This is a genomic window from Phycicoccus sp. Root101 (assembly GCF_001426245.1).
Taxonomy (GTDB): Bacteria; Actinomycetota; Actinomycetes; order Actinomycetales; family Dermatophilaceae; genus Pedococcus.
This window is the reverse complement of record NZ_LMCM01000001.1, coordinates 675,935-698,439: the sequence shown is the minus strand read 5'-3', so window position 1 is coordinate 698,439 and position 22,505 is coordinate 675,935. Positions and strand designations below refer to the sequence as shown.

Here is a 22,505-nt window from a genome sequence, read left to right as displayed (position 1 = left end):
GTCAGCGGCTGGTGTAGCCGGGCTCGTGCTCCGGTCCCGGGTCGTCCTCGTCGAACTCGAGCAGGTCCGGCTGGGCCGGTCCGCCTGTGCGCACCGGGATCTCGGTCGTCGCCGCGCCGCGGTGGTCGGCGGATTCGGCGTCGGTCGGTTCGGGGTCGGCGTCCGTCGGGTCCTCGTCCACCGGCACGGCGAACGCGTCCGTGTCCTCATCGTCGTCCGCCGGCTGAACGTCGTCCTCCGCCTGCTGGTCGGTCAGGGACTCCTCGTCAGCCGAGGACGCCTCGTCCGTCGGCGGCTGCTGGTCGACCGCTGCGTCGTCGTCCGTCGCGGCACCGTCGTCCGCCGCGGGACCGTTCGTGTCGCTGTCTGCGTCGGCGGTGCGGGCGAACATCACGGCGACGTCCTCGTCGTCCTCGTCCACGTCCTCGACCACCGGGGGAACGACGACGGGGCTCACAGGCCGGGCGGCGGCCTCGGCCTGGCGGCGGTAGTCGTTCGTGGCCTCGTCCTCGGCGTGCAGCTGCTCGTCGAGGCGGCGCAGCCCGGCGGCGTGGCGTTCCACGAGCAGTCGGTCGCCGCCGCCGACGGCGACCATGAGGTCGCCGAGCGCACGCATCTGGGACGCGAGCCGGGCTCGGGTGAGCAGGTGGGGGTCGGGTCGTTCGGAGCGCGCGTGGGCGTAGGCCTCCATGAGCGTCTCGAGTGCGCTCTCGGGCACCTGGGTCACCAGGGCCGAGAAGTCGTCGGCGGGGTCGGCGACCTTGGCGTCCTCCCAGCCCGTGATGGCCTTGACCCGGCCGGTCGAGGCGTCCTGGTCGTCGTCGAACACCACGAGGACCTGGTCCCCGGTGAGGTCACCGTGGGTCGGCGTGGGCGCGAACCGCCACAGCACGACGTCCTCAAGGAGCTTCTCCCACCGGGTGAGCAGTCCCGTCGGCACGTGGCCGGTGGCGGCTGCACGGTCCAGCTCGGTCAGGCGGCGGGTCCGGTAGGTGTCCGCGTCGTACGCCGGGAGGCCGGCCTCGTCGAACAGCCCGTGGTCGGTGTTGTGCAACGCCGCGATCGACCGGCCGAGCTCGGCCGCCAGCCCGGGACCGGCGGGCAGGGCCCCGAAGTCGAGGTTCCGACCCGGCAGGTAGGGGTAGATCGCTGCGCGACCGCCCTCCTTGAGGGCGGCGAAGCCCTTGGGCGTCGGCACGCTGAACGGCAGGCGTCGGGCCAGCAGCGCCAGCAACGCGAAGGTGGACTCCATCTGCGCCGCCGCAGTCTGGCTGCGGGGCACGCGGATCACCCACCGACGGTGCTGGGTGTCCTGGACGAACGCGACGTCGTACTGGTGGTCGGGTGCCCCGGGCAGGGCTTCGACGCTGGCGGGGTCGAGGCCCGGAACGGCCGCACTGGCCAGCGCGGCAAGGAAGAGGGGGCTGCGGTCCACGCGCCCACCGTATGCCGATCTGCCACGCCTAGGGTGGAGGCGTGGGCTCCTACGCGAAAACTCTCCCGAATCTCGCGCTCGCCGGACCCGGTCTGGACCGGGCTGCGGACCGGCGCACGGACGAGAACCTCCTCCGTGAGCTCCTGGCGGACCCGTCGACGCGGGTCCTCGAGCTCCGCGGTGACCGGGTCGACCTGGTCGAGGACGGTCCGGGCCTGCACCTGCGGCTGCGCCCGCCGGCACCGCACGACCTGACCCGGCTGGGACTGTTCCTGGGTGCGGACGGCGACGAGACGGCATACGTCGCGGTCGTCAGCGAGCCGCCGCCCGAGGCGGGCGACCACGAGGACGACGGCCGCACCCTGCGCCAGGTCGGCGCACTCCTCGGCGAGCGGGACGCGGCGCTGTTCACCACGGCGCTCGCACTGGCCAACTGGCACCGGGCGCACCCGTTCTGCGCGCGGTGCGGCGCTCCGACCGAGGCGGCGTCGGCGGGGTGGTTGCGGCGGTGCACGGTCGAGGGCAGCGAGCACTACCCGCGCACGGACGTCGCGGTGATCATGTCGGTCGTCGACCCCGACGACCGCCTGCTCCTGGCCCGTGGGGCCGGGTGGGGCGAAGGGCGGTTCTCGGTGCTAGCGGGGTTCCTCGAGCCGGGGGAGAGCCTGGCCGGGGCGGTGGCGCGCGAGGTGCGCGAGGAGGTCGGGGTCGAGGTCCACGCCGTGGAGTACCTCGGCGACCAGGCCTGGCCGTTCCCCAGCTCGCTCATGGTCGGCTTCACGGCCAGGACCACCACCGCCGAGCTCACGCTGCAGGAGTCGGAGATCGCCGAGGCGCGCTGGTACACCCGCGAGCAGCTGCTGGCGGCGGTCGCCGACGGCTCGCTCACGGTGTCGCCACGGGTGTCGATCGCCCGGCGGATCGTCGAGCACTGGCTCGGGCACGAGATCGCCGACGTCCCCTAGGGGCGCGTCGGCAAGGTCGGTCCGGTGGGGGCGGCACGTCGCGCCCGCCCGGGGATCAGGAGGCGAGGCGCTTCTTGACCTCGTTGATCGAGGGGTTGGTGGCGGCGGTGCCGTCCGGGAAGAGCAGCGTCGGGACGGTCTGGTTGCCGTCGTTCGCGTCCATGACGAACTGCACGGCCTCCGGGACCTCCTCGATGTTCACCTCGGTGAACGGGATGTTCTCGCGCCCCATCTGCGCCTTGAGACGGTTGCAGTAACCGCACCAGGAGGTGGTGAACATGGTCACGGAGCCGGGGGCCGGGGCCTTGAGGGACGACATCTGGAGGTGCTCTCTCTCGATCGGGAGTGGTCGCAGGGTCCAACGCCGACGGGCCGCACAATCTTCCGCGCGCGCCGGTCTGTGTCCATGATGACCCATGAGCCCCACAGCCCTCGACCCGAACCTCCTCGCCCTCGCCGCCGCCGGACACCTCGGTGCGCTCGCCGCCCTCAAGCGTGACGGCCGCCCGCAGCTGTCGATGGTCAACTACGCCTTCGACCCGGCTGCCGACGGCGGCCCCACCGTGCGGGTGTCGGTCGTCGACGGCCGGGCGAAGGTCGCGAACCTGCGTCGTGACCCGAGGGCGTCGTTGCTGGTCACCTCGGCCGACGGGTGGTCGTATGCCGTCCTCGAGGGTGACGCGGAGCTGTCACCGGTCGCGCGCGCGGAGGACGACGCGACGGTGGACGAGCTCGTGGAGCTCTTCCGCACCATCCGCGGTGAGGACCACCCCGACTGGGCCGAGTACCGCGCGGCGATGGTGGCCGACGGTCGGCTGGTCCTGCGCCTGCGGGTGACGCGCGTCTACGGGCTGCAGCAGTAGCGCGGCCCCGCCTCACGTGGGCGGCGTCGGCGGCGTCTGACAGGATCGCGGGCGATGCCCAACCTCCCCTCGCCCCTGACGCCGTTCGGTGCGGTCGCTCCCTCCCCGGACGACGTGCTCGCCGCGCTCGACCCCGAGCAGCGCGAGGTCGCGGCCCACCCGCTCGGCCCGATGTGCGTGCTCGCCGGTGCCGGCACCGGCAAGACCCGCGCGATCACCCACCGCATCGCCTACGGCGTCCACTCCGGCGCCTACCAGCCGCAGCGCGTGCTGGCCGTCACCTTCACGGCGCGGGCCGCGGGCGAGATGCGCACGCGGCTGCGCGACCTCGGCGCCGTCGGGGTGCAGGCCCGCACGTTCCACGCGGCGGCACTGCGCCAGCTCCACTACTTCTGGCCGCAGGCCATCGGCGGAGCCGCGCCGGAGGTGATGGCGCAGAAGGCCGCCGCCGTCGCCCAGGCCGCCGCCTCGTTGCGCCTCGACCTCGCCCGCGACCGCACCGCCATCCGTGACCTCGCCGCCGAGGTGGAGTGGGCCAAGGTCTCCATGCTCACCCCGGAGACGTATGCCGCCGGGGCCCGCGCCGCGCGCCGGGAGCCGCCCGGCCTCGACGCGACGGCGATGGCACGGGTGCTGGAGGCCTACGAGCAGGTCAAGACCCAGCGCGGGGTCATCGACTTCGAGGACGTCCTGCTCCTCACCGTCGGCATCCTCGCGGAGCGTGACGACATCGCCCGCGCCGTGCGTTCGCAGTACCGGCACTTCGTCGTCGACGAGTACCAGGACGTCAACGCCCTGCAGCAGCGGTTGCTCGAGCTGTGGGTGGGGGAGCGCGACGACCTGTGCGTGGTCGGCGACCCGGCCCAGACCATCTACTCGTTCACCGGCGCCAGTCCCCGCCACCTGCTGGAGTTCCCGACGGCGCGACCGACCGCCAAGGTCGTGCGACTGGTGCGCAACTACCGCTCGACGCCCCAGATCGTCGGTCTCGCCAACCTCATCGTGCGAGGGCCGTCCGGGGCGATGCGCAGCAACGCGGTCCAGCTCCAGGCCCAGGCCGGCGACGGCCCGACGCCGTCCCTCACGGCGCACCCGGACGACCCGGCGGAGGCCGCCGCGGTGGCCTCCGAGATCGCCGACCGCGTCGCCAAGGGCATGTCGCCCGGCCAGATGGCGGTGCTGTTCCGCACCAACGGGCAGTCCGAGGCCTTCGAGTCGGCGCTGTCCGAGCGTGAGATCCCCTACCTCGTGCGCGGTGGCGAACGGTTCTTCGCCCGCAAGGAGGTGCGCGACGCGATCCTCCTGCTGCGGGGTGCGGCGCGCTCGGACGACGGTTCGGTCCCGCTGCCGGAGCTCGTCCGCGACGTCCTGCTCGGAGCCGGGTGGACGCGCGAGGCCCCGAACGCCGGAGGCGCCGCGCGGGAGCGGTGGGAGAGCCTGGCCGCCCTCGCCGCCTTGTCGGACGACCTCGTGGCCGCCGGTCCCGAGGCGCGTCTGCCCGACTTCCTCCGCGAGCTCGACGAGCGCGCCGCAGCGCAGCACGCTCCCGCGGTCCAAGGCGTCACGCTCGCGTCCCTGCACGCGGCGAAGGGCCTCGAGTGGGACGTCGTGTTCCTCGCCGGCGTCTCGGACGGGTACCTGCCGATCACCATGGCAGACACCCCCGAGGCCATCGAGGAGGAGCGCCGCCTGGCCTACGTCGGCGTCACCCGTGCCCGCAAGGAGCTGCGGCTCTCGTGGTCCGGGGCCCGCACGCCAGGTGCCCGGGCCAGCCGGCGGCCCTCCCGCTTCCTCGACGGCGCGGCCAGCATCCTGGGGGACGGGGCGCGGTCCCAGCCCAAGAACGCGTCGGGAGGACGCCGCTCCGGGGGCAAGGCAGGCAAGCCGGTGCTGCCGGCGCACTGCCGTTCGTGCGGCACGGAGCTGACCACCGCGGCCCAGCGCAAGACCGGTCGTTGCGACGACTGTCCGCCCACGTACGACGAGGCCACCTTCGAGCGCCTGCGCGAGTGGCGGCTGGCCGTGTCCCGCGCGAGCAGCGTGCCGGCCTACGTGGTCTTCACCGACGCCACCCTGACCGCGATCGCCGAGCGGGTCCCCACGTCCGAGGGGCAGCTGGCCCAGATCTCCGGGGTCGGCGCCCGCAAGCTCGGGCTGTACGGCGAGCAGGTGCTGGCTGTCCTCGGCGGCGCCACCGCGGATGAGGTGCTCGAAAGTCGTTCTGCTGCAACGGATTCCGACGAATAGCCAGTCGTTCACCAATCTGTTCCCGAATTTCTCGTTAAATCCGTTGCTGTCGTCGCAACCGCTGCCCTACCCTTGACGAGCACGCCCGGGCGGTACAGCGACCCGGTCACCACGACATGACGAAGGAGGTTGGCCCCATGGAGAACATCACGATGACGATCGACGCGACGCACATGTCCCGCGTCCGTTCCGTGTGCCCCGAGGCCGGCCGTCAGCTCCTCGTCAGCACGCGTGGATGGGTTTCCCAGTTCCAGGGGATCGCTGTGCCCGCGTCCGTCGCCGTCCGCGCGAATGCCGATGTCCAGGCCCCGGTGGGCTACATCGGCGGTTTCGACGCCACCCCCAGCACCAAGGATCTCGCGTTCCGTCCCTTCGGAGAGCCACCTGTCTAGGCCACCAGCCAGCAGGCCCCTCCAAGGCCGCGGAACCCGACATCCGGGATCCGCGGCCTTTTTGTTTGTCCCCACGGATTTCTTCCGCTCCACGCACGCTCCACGCACTGCAGGAAGAAGCAGCACCACATGAAGCAGCACGACACCACCGAAGAGAACAGGCCGGCCCCCGACCGGGGACCAACCGGCCAGAACGCAACGAAAACCTTCGCCACCACCGTGGCGGGACGAGAAGAGGGAGGTGACACCCGATGCAGTTGAGCGCACTCCACGACCTGAACGAGCAGGCCGCGACCTCAGGCGCCGGCATCCCGTGTCGAGAGAACGACGCCGAGATGTGGTTCGCCGAGAGCCCGGCCGACGTCGAGTTCGCCAAGTCGCTGTGCCACACGTGCCCAGCCCGGTTGGCCTGCCTCGCAGGGGCCATCGACCGTGCCGAGCCGTGGGGCGTCTGGGGTGGTGAGCTCCTCGTCCAGGGAGCGATCGTCGCCCGCAAGCGTCCGCGTGGCCGTCCGCGCAAGAACCCGGTGGCCGCATGACCACCACCTTCCTTCGTCACCACACCAGGAGATCCACCATGTTCCAGGCCTTGTACGCCGACCTGGCGCGCGCTCATCGACAGCGTCGCCAACGGGAGTACCAGCGCCGGCTCGAGGCACAGGCGCAGCACGACATGCTGCTCGCCATGCCTCGCATGCTGGCCCGGTGACCCCGGCCCGCGAACCCGCCGGGACCCCCGCTCTGGGGAGGTCCCGGCGGGTTCTTCCTTGTCCCGCTGCCTGTGCTCGCGGTGGCGTCCGGGCCCGACCTCCTGCCCGGCGGCGGCCGTCCCCCTAGGCTCGCCGCATGTCGCTCGACGAGGTCGTGGCCGCCCTGACCGTCCCGGACCTCGCTCGCGTCGTCGACCTGGTCGTGTGGGTGGAGGACGGCGCGGCGATGGCGGCCAACCACCTGGGTTGCGTGCGGCTGCACCCCGACGGCCACCACGAGGTCATGTCCGGCATCGACCCGGTGCCCGACACCAGTCCCATGGCCTTCCTGCCCTACGAGCGTGAGCTGCAGGCCCCGGGCCCGCTGGTGTCCACCGACAACGCCTACCCGTATGCGGCGCAGCGCATCCTCTCGCTGTTCGCCGACCCCGACCGCAGCCCCGACCTCGTTGTGGTCCACACGCCACGTCACCACTTCCCCGACGAGGGTGGGCACGCAGGGGAGCACGGCTCGCTGGACGTCATCCAGTCGCGGGCGCCCCTCGTCATGTCCGGGCCGGGTGTACGCCGACTCGGCCGGGTGGACGACCACGCCCGGCTCGTGGACGTGGGTCCCACGCTCGCCGTCCTGTCCGGGGTGCCTCCCACCGACCTCGTCGACGCCCACGGCGCACCGCTGGACGGTCGCGCGCTGACGGCATACCTGGAGGACCTTCCTTCCGGGCACCGCCCACGGGTGGTGGGGATCCTCTGGGACGGGGCGCACTGCGGTGAGCTGCTCGCCCTGGCCGAGTCGGGGGAGCTGCCCGGGGTCGCACGGCTCATCGACCGAGGCCTCGCCCTGGACGGGGGAGCGGTGGCGGAGTTCCCGAGCGTCACGCTCACCAACCACACCTCGATCCTCACCGGGGTCGGCCCCGGGAGGCACGGCGTGCTCGGCAACGTCTTCTACGACCGCTCGACCGGTGACCAGGTCGTGCCCAACGACGCGGGGACGTGGCACCGCAGCGCCGAGTGGTTGCGGCCCTCGGTGCGGACCGTGTTCGAGATGGTGAACGAGCATGTGCAGCAAGGAGATTCGCCGCGTACGGCGAGCGTGGACGAGGCGATCGACCGAGGGGCCGACTACGGAACGATGGCACTGCTGCGTCAGGCGGGCGGGTTCGAGGCGGCGACCACGGGCCTGGGCGACCTGCTGCCGGACCCCACGGCCTCCCCGTTCGTTGCCCACCCCGAGCACCTGGAGGACGCCTACTTCTCCTGGGGCGTGCAGGTCGACGACCTGGGCCTCCAGCAGGTGCTCCAGCTGTGGGAGGACGCCGACAGCGCCCCCACCCTGACCTGGTGGGCGAACGTCGTCACCGACGCAGGTCACCACGGCGGCGGACCGCGCTCGGAGATGGCCAGGGACTCGCTGCGGCAGAGCGACGCGCGGCTGGTGGCGTTCCTGGACCACCTCGAGCGACTGGGTGTCCTGGACGAGGTCACCTTCCTGCTCACGGCAGACCATGGGTTCGAGGCAGCCGACCCTGACGTCACCGGCTCGTGGACCCCGGTCCTCGAGTCGCTCGGCATCCCCTACCGCGACGAGGGCCCCGGGTTCGTCTACCTCCTCTGACCGCTCGCAGCGCGAGGCCGGCTGTTGCGTGGTCACGCATCGCCGTGGTGCCGCCCGCTCGGGCGAGACAGACTCATCCCATGGCGCAGTGGTGGGTGAAGGTGGTCGGGTCCCCCGTGGGACGGGCGCTGGCCTGGAAGCCGAGCACCTGGCGCGGACTCCTCGTCAGCAACGTGGGGCTGTTGGTGGTGATCCTCCTCGTCGAGGACCTGCTCGGGTGGTACGACCTCCGTCGCGACCCGGCCCCGGGCCTGCTGTTCGGGGTCTGCATGATCGGAGCCCAGGTCTTCGCGTTCGGCCGGGCACGCCGACTGGACGGCAGGGACGCCGAACGTCGTGACACGAAGGCCCGGGCCGACCGGTCGAGGGCTGGCTAGGCTGGTGGGCATGGCCACGCAGATCCGGATCGCCCAGGACGCCGCCGCCGACGAGGTGCTCAGCTCGGACCCGTTCGCCCTGCTCGTGGGGATGCTGCTGGACCAGCAGTACCCCATGGAGCACGCGTTCCGCGGTCCGTGGAAGATCCTCGAGCGGTTCGGGACGCTGTCGCCGTCAGCGATCGCGGAGGCCGAACCAGAGGCCTTCGCCGACCTGTGCTCCACGCCGCCGGCCATCCACCGTTACGGCCGCTCGATGGCCGGGCGGGTCCAACAGCTCGCTGTGGTCGTCCGTGACGAGTACGGCGGCCGGGCCGAGTCGATCTGGCAGGACGCCGAGGACGCCCGGGACCTGCTGGCTCGGCTGCGGGCGCTGCCCGGGTTCGGCGACCAGAAGGCACGGATCTTCGCGGCCCTGGTCGGCAAGCAGCTCGACGTCCGGCCTGCCGGGTGGCAGGAGGCCGTCGGCCCGTATGCCGAGGACGGCAGCTACCGCTCGGTGGCCGACGTCGTCGATGCGCAGTCGCTGGCCAAGGTCCGCGAGTTCAAGCAGGCCGCCAAGGCGGAGGCCAAGGCCAAGGCGGCTGGCAAGGGCAGCAAGGGCTGAGCGTGTCGGACGAGTCGCCCGTCTGCGCCACCTGCGGGGCCACGGCTCCGGACCCGGCGCTCGCCACGATCACCTGGACCCGGGGCATCGAGAACGGCCGGGACGTCTGGACCTGCGACCGGTGCAGCCGCGAGCACCTGCGCAGCATCGAGGGAAAGCTCGACAGCGCCTGGTGGTGACCTCACCGCCGCGGCCGCACGTGCGTGCGCGGGTGGGTGCGGTGGAGCTCAGTCGATGGGCGGCGGCAGGGTGTGCAGCTTGAGCCCGGGCATGTGCTCGATGACGATGTCGCGTGCCGGGATGGTGCCGTTCAGCTGGCACAGCACTCCGATGCCGCCCAGCCAGACCCGGTGGATCAGCAGGTACGACGGCGGCAGGTTGAGCTTCATGCCGACGAGGAACTCGGGCCGGCGCACGTCGTTGACGTGGGCCGCCACGTTGCGCAGCCACTCGCGGCTGAAGGTGAACTCCTCGTGCAGCAGCGGGTCGATGAACGGCTGCAGGTAGTCCAGCAGGGCCTGGGCGTCCAGTGACATCGTGGGCTTGATGAACCCCTCGGAGCGCAGCCCGGCCTCGAGGGCCCGGGCGTCACCGCACAGCGCGGCGGCGGCGAGCGAACCCATCGCGGGCGGCAGGCCCTGGGGGAGCCGGTTGACCGCGCCGTAGTCGATGACCCCGAGGCGGCCGTCCTCGAGGAGGCGGAAGTTGCCCGGGTGCGGGTCGGCGTGGAGCAGGCCTGCGCGGGCCGGACCGACGAGCAGGAACTCCATGTAGCGCTCGGCCGCGGCGTCACGCTGGGCGCGGGTGCCCTTGGCGACGATGGTGGACAGCGGGATGCCGTCCATCCACTCCGAGACGATGACGTGCTCGCTGTTGACCAGCACGTCCGGCACGGCGAACCGCTCGTCGTCGCGGAAGATCTTGGCGAAGCGGCGCTGGCTGGCGGCCTCGAGGTTGTAGTCGAGCTCCTCGGACATGCGCGACTTCAGCTCGTCGGTGATCGGCTTGATGTCCATGCCGGGGATCCAGCCACCGGCGAGCCGGGCGACCCGGGCGAGCTGGTTGAGGTCGGACAGCAGGGCCTTGCCGGCTCCCGGGTACTGGATCTTCACGGCGACCTCGCGGCCGTCGCGCCACACGGCCTTGTGGACCTGCCCGATCGAGGCAGCGGCGGCCGGCGTGTCGTTGAACGACTCGAACTTCGCCGTGCGCCAGCGCGGGCCGAGCTCCTCCGCCAGGACGGCGTGCACCGTCGCCGCGGGGAGCGGGGGAGCGGCCTCCTGCAGCTTGGTGAGGGTGGCGCGGTAGGGCGCGGCCATCTCCTCCGGCAGTGCGGCCTCCATGACGGACATGGCCTGGCCGAACTTCATCGCGCCGCCCTTGAGCTCGCCGAGCACCTTGAACAGCTGCTCCGCGGTCCTGGCCTGCAGCTCGGCCGCGACGACCTCTGCGGACTTGCCCCCGACGCGCTTGCCGAGCCCGACCGCCGTACGACCTGCGAAGCCGAGGGGCAGGCTGGCCAGACGGGCCGTGCGGGTGACAGCACGGCGTGGGAGCTCGTTCATCCAGCCATTCTCACCTGTCTCGCAGGATTCGCGTCGGCGGGTGGGTCGTAGGTCACCTGTACGGCGCACGAACAGCGGGGGTGGACGGCCCATTCACGCTGCCGGACGCGGGGCCACGGCAGGCCCACCTCGAGGGATCGACCCGCCGGGAGGGGCTGCCCGTCGACCACCCCGAGCACGACCATCGCCGCCATGCCCGCGGCCATCCCGACCAGCGTCGTCTCACCGCCGACGTCGTGCCCGGCGCCGACACCCGGTCGGGTGAGCTGGCCGAGCAGGGCCGGCCAGGCCGGGTCGAGGTCGGCCCGCGTCAGGTCGAGGCAGCGCAGGCAGGGCCCGCCCGCCACGACCAAGGGGCCGACGACCGCCTCCACGTCGTGCATGAGGACCGGCAGGACGGGTGTGCCGCGACGACGCCACGAGTGCGCCGCAGCCGGTTCGAGGGCGCCCGAGGCGGGCAGCACCACCACGTCCGGTCGGGGCACGGGCGGCCGTTCGCGCAGGGCCACGTGCTCCCAGTCGTCGGCCGAGCGCGGACCGTGCGACACGCGTCCGATCCCGGCCCGCCGGAGCGCGGCGGTGAGGGCGGCCGGCAGGTCCCCTCGGCCGGCGACGACGACGTGGGCCGCGCGGCGGGCGGACAGCGCCGCATACCCGGCGGCGGGTGGGCAGCTCGTCCGGACGAGGGCGTCCGCGTCCGGTGCGAGCACGGCCCGCACGACCGGGGGCACGGTCGAGGCAGGTGCGGCCTCGACGACGAGTCCGCAGGCCACGAGCTCCTCGAGGAGGGTGGCGCCGGTGCCGCTGGTCAGGGCGACCGGGAGGTCACGCGTGCCGTCGAGCTCCTCCAGCGAGACGACCTCGGGCTCGGTCAGCCCACCGACGACGACCGCGTGCTCGGCCGCGGTGCCGAACTGCACCTGTCCGGGGCCTCGTCGCAGCGCCGGCCACACGGTGCGCAGGAGGGGGCGGCGGGTCACCTGCGACAGGGTGGCACAGCCGATGGCGGCCGCCGGGCGCCATCCACAGGGGACGAAACGCCGCGAGGGGCGGACCCGACCGTGTGGTCGGACCCGCCCCTCGCGATGGGGTCGGCCTGGATCAGGCCTTGCCGAGAATGCGGTTGAGGTTGGTCCCGCAGACGGGGCAGACGCCCTTGGCCATGCGGCGGCCGTTCGTCTCCACGACACGGCCCTCGGCCTCGCGCTTCTCCTTGCACTTCACGCAGTAGAACTCGCCCTTGTAGGTCTCTTGGGTCTCTTCAGCCATCGCCATGTCTCCTTGTCGATCTCGGCGCACGCTGCGCCGTCGGACTTCGGCCACCGTAGACCATGCTGAGCACAAAATCGCGCAAGGGGGGTGTGTCCCTCGTGCTCAGCTCCGCCCCTAGGCTTCGCGCCATGACGGGTCGACAGTGGCGGGACGAGACGTTCGAAGATCTGCAGGTCACGAGCCGTGAGAGCGCCGGACGCCGGGTCGCGGTGGTCACCCTCGACCTGCCGGACCGCCGCAACTCGATGAGCGCCGCCATGACGGCGTCGTGGGTCGACCTCATGGGCCTGCTGCGCCTCGACCCCGACCTCGCAGCGGTCGTCGTGACCGGTGCGCCTCCGGCGTTCTGCGCCGGCGGCGACCTCTCCTGGATCGTCTCCGAACCGGACGCGGCCGTCTCCGACCTGCGCTCGCGGATGCTCGCCTTCTACCGCTCCTGGCTCTCGATCCGTGACCTCGAGGTGCCGACCATCGCGGCCGTCAACGGGTCGGCGATCGGGGCCGGGTTCGCGATCGCCCTCGCCTGCGACCTGAGGTATGCCGCCGCTGACGCGAAGCTGGGCGTGCCGTTCACCTCCCTGGGGCTGCACCCGGGCATGGCCACGACGTGGTCGCTGCCCGACGTCGCCGGTCAGGCGGTGGCCCGCGACCTGCTGCTCACGGGCCGGATCATCAACGGCGACGAGGCCTTTCGCCTGGGGCTGGTCTCCCGGTCCGTGCCCGCCGCGGACGTCCTGGACGAGGCGCTCGCGGCCGCGGACCGCATCGCCGCTGCGGCCCCGGTCGCGACCCGGCTGACGCTGCAGGCGCTTCGCGGGGGCGGTCACGCCGACCTCGAGACGGCGTTGCAGTGGGAGGCGCTGGCCCAGGCGACGACGCTGGCGACCGACGACGTCCACGAGGGCATCGACGCTGCGGCCGGGCGACGCACCCCGCGGTTCCAGGGGAAGTAGGGGGGCGCCGGCCCGCTGACCTGCACGGGTGTCGCGGCGCAGATCACCGGCGATGTCAGATCCGTCACCTATCGTGGTCACATGGGGAGTACTGACATCGAGGTCAGGCGCAGCCGGCGCCGGCGTCGCACCGTGAGCGCCTACCGCGAGAACGGTCGCACCATCGTGCTCATCCCCGCGCGGTTCACGCGCGCCGAGGAGCAGCAGTGGGTCGCCACCATGGTCGACAAGCTCGACAAGGGCGACCAGCGCCGCCGGCCGAGTGACAGCCAGCTCCAGAAGCGGGCGGCCGACCTCTCCCAGCGCTACCTCGGGGGCCTGGCGAAGCCGTCGAGCATCCGCTGGGTGACCAACCAGAACTCCCGGTGGGGTTCGTGCACCCCCGCCGACGGCACGATCCGGATCTCGGCGCGGGTCAAGGGCATGCCGGCCTACGTCCTCGACTACGTCATCCTCCACGAGCTCGCCCACCTGCTGGCCCCCGGCCACGGGCCGGACTTCTGGCGCCTGCTGAAGGCCTACCCGCGCACCGAGCGCGCCCGCGGCTACCTCGAGGGTGTCGCCGCCACGGCAGGGCTCGACCTGTCCGAGGACGACGAGGTCGTGGACGGCGTCGACGGGGATGCCGAGCAGGCCGCCCTCGACGTCGTGGCCACCGACTGACCCGTCCCGCGCGTCGGTCAGCCCAGCTGCCTGCGGGCGGCGCGCGCGAGGGGTCCGATCTCGTGGGCGCTCTCGGGCGGCAGCGCACCGACCGGCCACCAGGCGACGTCGAGCGACTCGTCACTGACGGCGTAGGCGCTCTCGTCGCGGGCGACACCGGCGTACCGGAGGTCGAGGTGCTCGCTGCACCTGCCGAACCCCGCGGCCAGCAGCCGGTGCCGGTCCAGGTGCACCAGCTCCGGTGCCAGCTCGAGGCCGGCGATCCCCGACTCCTCCCGGGCCTCGCGGGTGGCGGCTCCGAGGACGGTCCGGTCGCCGGGCTCGAAGTGGCCGCCGAACTGCAGCCACAGGCCCGCCTTCGCGTGCAGGGTCAGCAGGACCTTGTCCAGTGAGGCGTTGAGCACGAGGGCGCTGGCCGTCAGGTGGGCGGGTGGACCCTGTTTCGACAGCGCGTCGGGATGGGACCGGCAGTGCTCGAGCAGCTCGACCCGCAGCGTCTCCTGCTGGTCGTCGGGTGCGGCCCAGGCCTGCAGGACCCGGACGGCGTCGTCCCGCAGGACGAGGTAGCCGGGAGGGATCTGGTCGGTCACTGCTCGGGGCCCTGCTCACCCTCGCTGAGCAGCTGGTCGAGCGCGGCGTCCATTTCGGAGTCGCTGGACCCACCGACACGGTCGACGTACCCGAGCGGGTCGTCGAGGTCGGCAGCGGTCGGCGCGACGTCGGGGTGGCCCCACGCGCCGTCCCGGCCCTTCTGCCCGTGGCGGTCCTCCAGCGCGGCCCAGAGGTTGGCCGCGTCACGGAGGCGACGCGGTCGCAGCTCCAGTCCGACGAGACCGGAGAACGCCTTCTCGGCCGGGCCACCGATGGCCCGGCGACGGCGGACGGCCTCGCCCAGGGCGGCTGCCTGCGGCAGGTGGTCGCGGGTGGCGCGGTCGGCCACGACGTCGACCCACCCCTCGACGAGGGCGAGGTAGGTCTCCAGTCGTCCCAGGGCAGCACGCTGGCTGGCGCTCGGCTCGGGGCGGAAGAGCTGGTCCTGCAGCGCAGACTGCAGGGCAGTCGGGTCGCTGGTGTCGACCGAGGTCAGGGCCGACTCGATGCGGTCGGTGTCGATGCTGATGTCGCGGGCGTAGTCGCGCACCGCCGCCAGCAGCTGCGGGCCGATCCACGGCACCTCGGAGAACAGCCGGACCCGGGCCGCCTCGCGCACGGCGAGGTAGAGCCGGACCTGGTCCAGGTCGACGCCCAGGCCCTCGGCGAACGCCTCGACGTTCGCCGGCAGCAGGACGACGGACCGGTCCGCCACCAGCGGGAGACCGACCTCGGTGCCGCTGACGGTCTCGGTGGCCAGTGCGCCGAGCGCCTGACCCACCTGCAGGCCGAACATCGACCCGCTCATCTTGGCCATCATCGGCTCCATCTGGCCGATCAGCGCGGACGGGTCCATCCCCGCCGGCAGGAGTCCCTCGGGCAGGGCGGCCCCGTCGCCCAGCTCCTTCATCTGCGCGCGCATGGCGTCGCCCACGGCGCGCCCCACACCCTCGGCCACCGGCTCCACCAGGGTGCGCCACGTGGGCATCGTCGCCTCGACCCACTCGGCGCGGCTCCAGGCGTGCGTGGTGATGCCGGGCGCCTCGAACGCCGTGACCTCGTCGAGCCACAGCTCGGCGACCTGGGCGGCCTGGGCGACCTGGCGCGCCGTCGCCTCGCTGACGCTGGCGTCGCCGGCGGCCGAGACGGTCTTGCGTGCCGTGTCGGTGGCGAGGGCGACGTTGAACGGTCCCTCGTCGGTGCTGGCGAACATCGCCTGCACCTGGCCCATCATCATCTGCAGCATCGCCGGGTCCACCTGGTCGATCCCCATGTCCTTGAGGGTGCGCGCCATCTCGGGGTCGATCGGTCCGCCGGTGATCCTGGCGATCATCTGCTCGAGCTCGGGCGGCAGACCCGACTCGGTGGGTTCGTCGGGGGTCTGGGGGTGGTCGGGCACAACGGCTCCTCGGCAGTCCTGAGAGGATGGGCTTTCCCTAGACAACCACGCGGAGGCCATGGTGAGTTCCCCTGCGCGCGCCGGAGCAGGCGGCGTTCGCTCGCGGCGTAGCGCCATCGACGTGGCCGTCGTGGGTACCGCCGACGCCGCCAGCCACGCCGTGCTGCGCGCGCTCGTCACCGCCGCCGCCCGCGGCCACGCGGCACCGGGGGAGCCGGGCTCCGAGTCGCGCATCGGCAGCGTCGTGGCCGTGGACACCGAACGCCCGGCCGTCGGTGGGGTCGAGTTCCGCCTCGCCGACCCGGCCGACCCCGCCCTGGTGCGCGCGCTGACGGGGGTCCACGCCGCGGCATACGTGGCGGCGAGCACGGACCTCGAGCAGGACCTCGCCCTCGGCACCCGTCCGCGCCGCGAGCGCAACCTGCGCCGCGCCCAGACCGTCATCACCGCGGCAGCCGCTGCGGGGGTGCGCCACCTCGTCGTGGTCACCGGCGCACAGGTGTACGGCGCCCTGCCGGACAACCCGGTGCCCCTCGCCGACGACGCCCCGCTGCGCGCGCCGGCCGACGAGGGCCAGGTCGGCGACCTCATGGATGTCGAGCAGCTCGTGGCCGTCGCCCGCGACGTGCACCCCGGGCTGAAGCTGACCGTGGTCCGCCCCGCGGCCCTCGTCGGGGACGGGGTCGACACGGTCGCGACCAGGCACTTCGAGGCGCCGCGGCTGCTCACGGTGCGTGGTGCCGCCCCCGCCTGGCAGTTCTGCCACGTCGACGACCTCGGGTCGGCGGTGGCGCTCGTGGTCGCCCGCGGGATCGAGGGGGCGGTGGCCGCAGGCGCCCCCGGTCACCTCACCCAGGCGGACCTCGAGCGCCTCACCGGGATGCGGCAGGTCGAGCTGAGCCTGGGCGCCGCGATGGGAACTGCCGACCGCCTCCACCGCGTTGGTGTCTTGCCGGCACCCGCCAGCGACCTGGCCTTCGTGGCTTTCCCGTGGGCGGTCTCCTCCCACACCCTGCTGGGTCGCGGTTGGGTGCCGGTCCATGACAATGAGACGTGCCTCGGTGTCCTCCTGGACGCCATCCGGGGCTCACACGCGGTCGCGGCGAGACGCCTGGACCGCAAGGACGCCGCCCTCGGGGCGGCCAGTGCCGCTGTCGCCCTCGTGGGCACGGCGGCGATCATGCGGCGTCGCCGCAGGAAGGGTGCGACCGGATGACCGAGCCGACCACCGGGTCGACCAGCGAGCTGTCGACCAGTGCCGAGGTCGTCCTGTGCGACGTCCGGGACGAGCCCCTGAGCGTCGACGAGGTGCTCGGGGTCGTCCGGCACCCGCAGTGCGGCGGGATCGCGCTGTTCGTGGGCGTCGTCCGCGACCACGACCACGGTGCCCCGGTCACCGCGCTGGACTACTCGGCGCACCCGACCGTCGTCGACGCGCTGGCGAAGGTCTGCCGCGAGGTCGCCGAGCGCCACCCCGTCGCGCGGCTCGGGGCGGTCCACCGCGTCGGGCACCTCGAGATCGGCGACATGGCGGTCGTGGCCGCCGTGTCCGCCCCGCACCGGGGGCAGGCCTTCGACGCCTGCCGCGACCTCATCGACACCCTGAAGTCCACGGTGCCGATCTGGAAGCACCAGCAGTTCACCGACGGGTCCGACGAGTGGGTGGGCCTCCCGTGACCACTCCCGGCATGACGCCGTCCCCGATCGTGGAGGCCGGCCAGCGCGGCGGTCCCGGCCAGACCGATCCCTACCGCCTCGGGCGGCGTTCCTCGGCGAGCCTCATCGCCCTGTTCCTCGCGATCGCCCTCGGGGCGTTGTCGACCCTCGTGGGCCTGCCCTACGTCGTCATGAAGCCCGGCCCGATCACCAACACGCTCGGGCAGCTGTCGGGCAAGGACCTCATCACCGTCTCGGGTGCCCAGACCTACCCGACCGAGGGTGCGCTGGACTTCACCACCGTGCGGGTCTCCGGTGGGCCCGGTTTCCGCGTCACCATCTGGGACGTGCTCAAGGGCAAGCTCGACCCCAGCGAGGAGGTCGTCGACGAGGAGCTGTACTTCCCCAAGGGCGTCACCGACAAGCAGGTGGAGGAGGAGAGCACCGCGGAGATGATCGACTCCCAGCAGGAGGCGATCGCCGTGGCGCTCAAGGCCACCGGGCAGAAGGTCACGACCCACACGGTCATCGGGCAGGTCGCCAAGGACGCGCCGTCGGCCGCCCTGCTCAAGGCCGGCGACGAGGTGCTCGCCGTGGACGGCAAGACCGTGGACGGGCCCGACTCGATCCGCAAGGCGGTCAGCGCCCACAAGGCGGGGGAGACCGTCGACCTCAAGCTCCAGCGCGACGGGAGCACCGTCGACGTCGCGGCCAAGACGCGCGACTCCGACGGCCGCGTGACCGTGGGGATCTTCCTCGGGACCAAGTTCGAGTTCCCGTTCGACGTGAAGATCGACGCCGGGAACGTCGGCGGCCCTTCTGCCGGAACGATGTTCGCTCTCGGTGTCTACGACCGACTCACCCCCGGCGCGCTCACCGGTGGCAAGAAGATCGCCGGCACCGGCACGATCGACGCGGCCGGGACGGTGGGTCCCATCGGCGGCATCCGGCAGAAGCTCGTGGGAGCCCGCGACGGCGGCGCGAAGTTCTTCCTCGCGCCGGCGCAGAACTGCGACGAGGTCGTCGGCCACGTCCCGGACGGCCTGACGGTCGTGAGGATCAGCACCTTCGACGAGGCGAGGAGCTCCGTCGAGGCGATCGCCGCGGGCAAGGCGTCCAGCCTGCCGACCTGCACCAAGTAGGCGAGGCGGGCGGCCCCGGTCAGTCCTGGAGCGTCGCGCGCAGCGCGTGCACCAGACCGGGTGCGATGTCCTCGCCCAGCGCCACCTGGTCGTCGCTGTCATGGGCGCGCTGGCGCAGCAGGCACCGGCTCTGCCCGTCCCTGGTCACCGCGACGAGGAGGCGCACGTCCTGCCGCTTCGGGTGCGCGGCCAGGGCGTCGACGGCCGACTCGGCGTGGACCGGGAGGTCGCGCTCCGCCTCCGGGGGCACGACGATCCGCTCGACGGCCAGGGCGGCCCCGACGACGCTCTCGGGCCAGGCGATGCCGCCGAGCAGCGACTCGAGGTTCGAGGTCTTCGGGAGGTCTTCCTGCTCGATGGCGCTCAGGGCGCCCTCGGCGAGGTCGGCGCCCTTGAGCTGGGCCCGCAGGTGCGGCTCGCGCGCGACCAGGTCCGAGGTCGGCACGAGGGCGAACAGGCGTGGGTTCTGGTCCCAGCCCGACGCCGCGACGTGCTTCTCGGTGTCGAGGGCGGCGATGGACAGCGGGTCGGCGACAGGTCGGGACGTCTGGCTCACGCGCCCATCGTGCCGCATCGCCGACCGGGGGCGCGCACGCGGCATTCCCAGCGGGTTGCCAGCCGACGCCAAGGCGTGACCGAGGTTGCCGTGGGAACCACAGGCGCGCTCGGTAAGTTGGTCCCACTACCAGCAGGCCCCCATCGTGGGAGGCGGCGCGGCAGATCGGGCGTGGAGTGAGTTCTTCAGAGTGGTTCGGGCAGGACGGACCGGGCGGCGAAGGGGGTCGGGGCGACGGTGCCCCGCGCCCCGGTGGGGCAGGGGCCGGCGGTCGGCGACCCCCGACCCTGAGCTTCGGCAGGCGCCGAGGCCCGCTCGTGCCGACGATCCTCATCCTCGTGGCGCTGGGCTTCCTCATCTCGATCGGGTCCTCGCTGTGGACCGAGGTGCTGTGGTTCAAGTCGGTCGGCTACGAGAACGTGTTCACCACGCAGCTCGTGACCAAGATCGTCCTGTTCGTCATCGGGTTCGTCATCACGGCGGCGCTCGTCGCCTCCAGCCTGCTCATCGCCTACCGGACCCGGCCGATCTACGCCCCCGTCACGGCGCAGCAGCAGAACCTCGACCAGTACCGCGAGGCAATCGAGCCGCTGCGCAAGATCGCGATCTTCGCGGTCCCGGCGGTGCTCGGGCTGCTCGCCGGCACCGGTGCCGCGGGCCAGTGGCAGACCTTCCTGCTGTGGCGCAACGGCAGCTCGTTCGGCACCAAGGACCCGCAGTTCAACCTCGACCTGTCCTTCTTCGTCTTCACCCTGCCGTGGATCCGGTTCCTCCTCGGGTTCTTCACCATGGCGCTGGTCATGGCCCTGCTCGCCGCCGCGTTCACGCACTACGTCTACGGCGGCCTGCAGATCCAGACGCGCGCCGAGCGCACCACCCGGGCGACCCGCACCCACCTGGCGATCCTCGTCGCGGTGCTCGTCCTCGTCCGCGCGGCGACCTACTGGTTCGACCGGTACTCGTTGTCCGTCAAGGACTCCACGCTTCTGACCGGCATCAGGTACACCGACGCCAACGCCGTCCTGCCGGCCAAGGCGATCCTCGCCGTCGCGGCGGTCATGGTCGCGGGCATCTTCGTCGCCTCGATCTGGACGCGCTCCTGGCGCCTGCCGGTCGTCGGTGTCGCCCTGCTCGTCATCACGTCCCTGGTCGTCGGCAACATCTACCCGGCGCTCGTGCAGCGCTTCCAGGTCAAGCCCTCGGAGAAGTCCCTCGAGCAGCCATACATCGAGCGCAGCATCAAGGCGACCCGCGCAGCGTTCGGGATCGAGTCGGTCAAGACCACGCCGTACACGGCGACCACCGAGGCGAGCCAGGGCCAGCTGCGTGACGACGCCGAGACGATCCCCGGCATCCGCCTCGTCGACCCGATCGTGGTGTCGCCGACGTTCAAGCAGCTCCAGTCGGTGAAGTCCTACTACGCCTTCCCCGACGCCCTCGACGTCGACCGCTACAACGTCGACGGCAAGGTCAGCGACACGGTCGTCGCCGTGCGCGAGCTCGACCTGGCCGGGGTGCCCCTCAACCAGCGCAACTGGCTCAACGACCACACCGTCTACACCCACGGCTACGGCGTGGTGGCGGCCTACGGCAACCAGCGCACCGCGGACGGCGAGCCGGTCTTCTACGAGCGCAACATCCCCCCGACCGGGAAGCTCGGCGACTACGAGCCGCGCGTGTACTTCGGCGAGAAGTCCCCGTCGTACTCCATCGTCGGTGGAGCCTCGGGTGCATCGCCGCGCGAGTTCGACTACCCGGACAACAGCACGGCGGGGCAGAAGAACAACACCTACGCGGGCAAGGGTGGTGTGGCGCTGAGCTCGTTCGCGCGCCAGGCGGCCTACGCCCTCAAGTACCGCGAGCTCAACCTCCTGCTCTCGGACGCGGTCACCGACAACAGCCGGATCCTCGACCACCGCGAGCCGCTCGAGCGCGTCGAGCGCGTCGCCCCCTGGCTCACCCCCGACGGCAACCCGTACCCCGCCGTCGTGGACGGCCGGATCCAGTGGATCATCGACGGCTACACGACCTCGGCCGACTACCCGTACTCCAAGCTCACCGAGGTCGACACGGCCACGTCCGACTCGGTCACCGCGCGCTCCAGCGCGGTGCAGGCGATCGGCGCGGGCAAGGTCAACTACATCCGCAACTCGGTCAAGGCCACGGTCGACGCCTACGACGGCTCGATCAAGCTCTACTCGTGGGACGACAAGGACCCGGTGCTCAAGGCGTGGAGCAAGGCCTTCGGCAACACGGTCCTGCCGATGTCGCAGATCAGCAGCGACCTCATGGCGCACCTGCGCTACCCCGAGGACCTGTTCAAGGTGCAGCGCAAGATCCTCACCAAGTACCACGTGACCGACGCAGCGTCCTTCTACGGCGGCCAGGACTTCTGGGAGGTCCCGGAGGACCCGGCGCAGGAGGCGCGCAACGTCGACCAGCCTCCGTACTACCTGACGCTGAAGATGCCGGAGCAGGCTGCCGCCAAGTTCTCGCTGACGACGACCTTCAAGCCGGTCGGTGACCGGCAGGTGCTCTCGGGCTTCCTCGCGGTCGACGCCGATGCCGGCCGGACGGCGGGTCAACCCAGCAACGACTACGGCACGCTGCGGCTGCTGGAGCTGCCCAAGGACAGTCAGGTCAAGGGTCCCGGACAGGTCCAGAACGACATCGGGTCGTCCAACCAGACCTCGGCGGCCTTCAGCCTGACGCTGTCGCAGTTCCTCAACAACGCGCGGCAGCCGGGTTCCAGCGTGACGCTGGGCAACCTGCTCACCCTGCCGGTCGGTGGCGGACTGCTCTACGTCCAGCCGATCTACGTCAGCGCCAGCAGCACGACGGCGTTCCCGCTCTCACGGGCCACGGTCGTGGCGTTCGGCAACAAGCTGGCGTGGTCCGACACCCTCGACGGGGCGCTCGACGGCCTCTTCGGCGGCAACTCGGGCGCGACCGCGGGCGACTCCGGCACCGGTGGGGCCACGACCCCCACCCCCACGCCGAGCCCGAGCGGCACCGGTGGCGGCAGCACGCCGACGCCCAGCCCGAGCAGCACCGGTGTCGCCAACCCGGCGGCGCTCGCCCAGGCGCTCTCCGACCTCCAGGCCGCGTATGCCGCGGGTCAGGAAGCGTTGCGCAAGAACGACTTCGCCGCCTACGGCGAGGCGCAGAAGAAGCTCGACGACGCGATCAAGCGGGCCGTGGCCGCGTCACCGAAGGGCGGCAGCGCGACGGTGTCGCCGTCCCCGTCGGCGACCACGACCACGCCGGCTCCGAGCGCGACGACCCCGTGAGGAGGGCTGCCGGGGGACTCGCCCGAGTCCTCCGGCGGCCGCCCCGCAGCACCCGCCGGGGACGATTTGGAGATGGCGCGGGCCGTCCCGTAAGGTTGGGTCTACCGACGCGGGGTGGAGCAGCTCGGTAGCTCGCCGGGCTCATAACCCGGAGGTCGCAGGTTCAAATCCTGCCCCCGCTACCACGAAGTAGCAGGTCAGAGG

General features: G+C 72.2%; 24 protein-coding genes and 1 tRNA gene. 17 read left to right on the top strand and 8 right to left on the bottom strand.

From position 1 onward, the window contains the following. Position 1 precedes the first annotated feature (1 nt). Complete coding sequence (locus tag ASC58_RS03220) at positions 2 to 1,435, bottom strand: phosphotransferase (protein WP_056918319.1); 1,434 nt, start codon at positions 1,433 to 1,435, stop codon at positions 2 to 4. A gap of 41 nt (positions 1,436 to 1,476) precedes the next feature. Here ASC58_RS03220 and nudC point away from each other — a divergent pair, with 41 nt between their 5' ends. Beyond that, positions 1,477 to 2,400: an NAD(+) diphosphatase gene (gene nudC, locus ASC58_RS03215; RefSeq protein ID WP_056918318.1), complete on the top strand. Its 924-nt coding sequence runs from the start codon at positions 1,477 to 1,479 to the stop codon at positions 2,398 to 2,400. Between the two features lie 55 nt (positions 2,401 to 2,455). Here the strand turns inward: nudC and ASC58_RS03210 are convergent, their stop codons facing one another. Further along, positions 2,456 to 2,719, bottom strand: a complete 264-nt coding sequence (locus ASC58_RS03210) for a glutaredoxin domain-containing protein (RefSeq protein ID WP_056915343.1) — start codon at positions 2,717 to 2,719, stop codon at positions 2,456 to 2,458. Between the two features lie 97 nt (positions 2,720 to 2,816). Here ASC58_RS03210 and ASC58_RS03205 point away from each other — a divergent pair, with 97 nt between their 5' ends. From ASC58_RS03205 to ASC58_RS03170, 9 genes are all read left to right on the top strand, one after another. Beyond that, a complete protein-coding gene (locus tag ASC58_RS03205; protein ID WP_056918317.1) occupies positions 2,817 to 3,263 on the top strand; it encodes a PPOX class F420-dependent oxidoreductase in 447 nt (148 codons plus the stop codon). A 54-nt stretch (positions 3,264 to 3,317) separates the two neighbouring features. Then, positions 3,318 to 5,510 (top strand): ATP-dependent DNA helicase UvrD2, encoded by a 2,193-nt coding sequence (locus ASC58_RS03200; protein WP_056918316.1) that lies wholly within the window; start codon positions 3,318 to 3,320, stop codon positions 5,508 to 5,510. Between the two features lie 137 nt (positions 5,511 to 5,647). Beyond that, a complete protein-coding gene (locus ASC58_RS03195) occupies positions 5,648 to 5,902 on the top strand; it encodes a hypothetical protein (RefSeq protein WP_056915340.1) in 255 nt (84 codons plus the stop codon). Between the two features lie 251 nt (positions 5,903 to 6,153). Continuing rightward, the gene (locus ASC58_RS03190; RefSeq protein ID WP_056915339.1) at positions 6,154 to 6,441 is read left to right on the top strand and encodes a WhiB family transcriptional regulator; all 288 of its coding nucleotides are present in this window, start codon (positions 6,154 to 6,156) and stop codon (positions 6,439 to 6,441) included. A 38-nt stretch (positions 6,442 to 6,479) separates the two neighbouring features. Next, positions 6,480 to 6,611: a hypothetical protein gene (locus ASC58_RS21780; protein ID WP_255353222.1), complete on the top strand. Its 132-nt coding sequence runs from the start codon at positions 6,480 to 6,482 to the stop codon at positions 6,609 to 6,611. A 137-nt stretch (positions 6,612 to 6,748) separates the two neighbouring features. Then, complete coding sequence (locus tag ASC58_RS03185) at positions 6,749 to 8,230, top strand: alkaline phosphatase family protein (protein WP_056918315.1); 1,482 nt, start codon at positions 6,749 to 6,751, stop codon at positions 8,228 to 8,230. Positions 8,231 to 8,310: 80 nt separating this feature from the next. Beyond that, a complete protein-coding gene (locus ASC58_RS03180) occupies positions 8,311 to 8,607 on the top strand; it encodes a hypothetical protein (protein WP_056915337.1) in 297 nt (98 codons plus the stop codon). 10 nt (positions 8,608 to 8,617) lie between these two features. Beyond that, positions 8,618 to 9,214 (top strand): HhH-GPD-type base excision DNA repair protein, encoded by a 597-nt coding sequence (locus tag ASC58_RS03175; RefSeq protein WP_056918314.1) that lies wholly within the window; start codon positions 8,618 to 8,620, stop codon positions 9,212 to 9,214. 2 nt (positions 9,215 to 9,216) lie between these two features. Beyond that, positions 9,217 to 9,393: a hypothetical protein gene (locus tag ASC58_RS03170; RefSeq protein ID WP_157598335.1), complete on the top strand. Its 177-nt coding sequence runs from the start codon at positions 9,217 to 9,219 to the stop codon at positions 9,391 to 9,393. Between the two features lie 48 nt (positions 9,394 to 9,441). Here ASC58_RS03170 and ASC58_RS03165 read toward each other — a convergent pair whose 3' ends face one another. The 3 genes from ASC58_RS03165 to ASC58_RS21320 all read right to left on the bottom strand — a co-directional run bounded on the left by ASC58_RS03165 (position 9,442) and on the right by ASC58_RS21320 (position 12,048). Next, positions 9,442 to 10,779, bottom strand: a complete 1,338-nt coding sequence (locus ASC58_RS03165; protein WP_056918313.1) for an AarF/ABC1/UbiB kinase family protein — start codon at positions 10,777 to 10,779, stop codon at positions 9,442 to 9,444. Then, positions 10,776 to 11,759: a hypothetical protein gene (locus ASC58_RS03160; RefSeq protein WP_157598334.1), complete on the bottom strand. Its 984-nt coding sequence runs from the start codon at positions 11,757 to 11,759 to the stop codon at positions 10,776 to 10,778. The genes ASC58_RS03165 and ASC58_RS03160 overlap by 4 nt, the downstream gene beginning before the upstream one ends. Positions 11,760 to 11,880: 121 nt before the next feature. After that, complete coding sequence (locus tag ASC58_RS21320) at positions 11,881 to 12,048, bottom strand: DUF5679 domain-containing protein (RefSeq protein ID WP_164488415.1); 168 nt, start codon at positions 12,046 to 12,048, stop codon at positions 11,881 to 11,883. A 131-nt stretch (positions 12,049 to 12,179) separates the two neighbouring features. Here ASC58_RS21320 and ASC58_RS03155 point away from each other — a divergent pair, with 131 nt between their 5' ends. Then, on the top strand, positions 12,180 to 13,004 hold the full coding sequence (locus ASC58_RS03155) for an enoyl-CoA hydratase/isomerase family protein (protein WP_056918311.1): 825 nt from the start codon (positions 12,180 to 12,182) through the stop codon (positions 13,002 to 13,004). Positions 13,005 to 13,085: 81 nt separating this feature from the next. Beyond that, positions 13,086 to 13,667, top strand: a complete 582-nt coding sequence (locus ASC58_RS03150) for a M48 family metallopeptidase (RefSeq protein WP_082552872.1) — start codon at positions 13,086 to 13,088, stop codon at positions 13,665 to 13,667. Positions 13,668 to 13,684: 17 nt separating this feature from the next. On the opposite strand, the gene ASC58_RS03145 is transcribed toward ASC58_RS03150, so the two are convergent. Next, on the bottom strand, positions 13,685 to 14,257 hold the full coding sequence (locus ASC58_RS03145) for an NUDIX hydrolase (protein ID WP_235529065.1): 573 nt from the start codon (positions 14,255 to 14,257) through the stop codon (positions 13,685 to 13,687). Then, positions 14,254 to 15,657 carry a zinc-dependent metalloprotease gene (locus ASC58_RS03140; RefSeq protein WP_056918310.1) on the bottom strand — a complete coding sequence of 468 codons (1,404 nt, stop codon included), beginning with the start codon at positions 15,655 to 15,657 and terminating at the stop codon, positions 14,254 to 14,256. The genes ASC58_RS03145 and ASC58_RS03140 overlap by 4 nt, the downstream gene beginning before the upstream one ends. Positions 15,658 to 15,778: 121 nt before the next feature. On the opposite strand from ASC58_RS03140, the gene ASC58_RS03135 reads away from it, so the two are divergent. From ASC58_RS03135 to ASC58_RS03125, 3 genes are read left to right on the top strand one after another with little or no spacing between them, the layout of a single operon-like run. Continuing rightward, positions 15,779 to 16,873 (top strand): NAD(P)H-binding protein, encoded by a 1,095-nt coding sequence (locus ASC58_RS03135; protein WP_056918309.1) that lies wholly within the window; start codon positions 15,779 to 15,781, stop codon positions 16,871 to 16,873. Beyond that, positions 16,870 to 17,334, top strand: coding sequence for a molybdenum cofactor biosynthesis protein MoaE (locus ASC58_RS03130; RefSeq protein ID WP_056915329.1), 465 nt, complete (start codon positions 16,870 to 16,872; stop codon positions 17,332 to 17,334). The genes ASC58_RS03135 and ASC58_RS03130 overlap by 4 nt, the downstream gene beginning before the upstream one ends. 11 nt (positions 17,335 to 17,345) lie before the next feature. Next, entirely contained in the window at positions 17,346 to 18,455 is a 1,110-nt protein-coding gene (locus tag ASC58_RS03125; protein ID WP_235529064.1) for a PDZ domain-containing protein, read from the top strand. A gap of 19 nt (positions 18,456 to 18,474) precedes the next feature. Here ASC58_RS03125 and ASC58_RS03120 read toward each other — a convergent pair whose 3' ends face one another. Further along, on the bottom strand, positions 18,475 to 19,029 hold the full coding sequence (locus ASC58_RS03120; protein WP_056918307.1) for a PPA1309 family protein: 555 nt from the start codon (positions 19,027 to 19,029) through the stop codon (positions 18,475 to 18,477). Between the two features lie 299 nt (positions 19,030 to 19,328). Between ASC58_RS03120 and ASC58_RS03115 the strand changes: the two genes are divergently transcribed. After that, a complete protein-coding gene (locus tag ASC58_RS03115) occupies positions 19,329 to 22,301 on the top strand; it encodes a UPF0182 family protein (RefSeq protein WP_235529063.1) in 2,973 nt (990 codons plus the stop codon). 108 nt (positions 22,302 to 22,409) lie between these two features. Next, positions 22,410 to 22,486 (top strand) — tRNA-Met (locus ASC58_RS03110). Positions 22,487 to 22,505 lie beyond the last annotated feature (19 nt).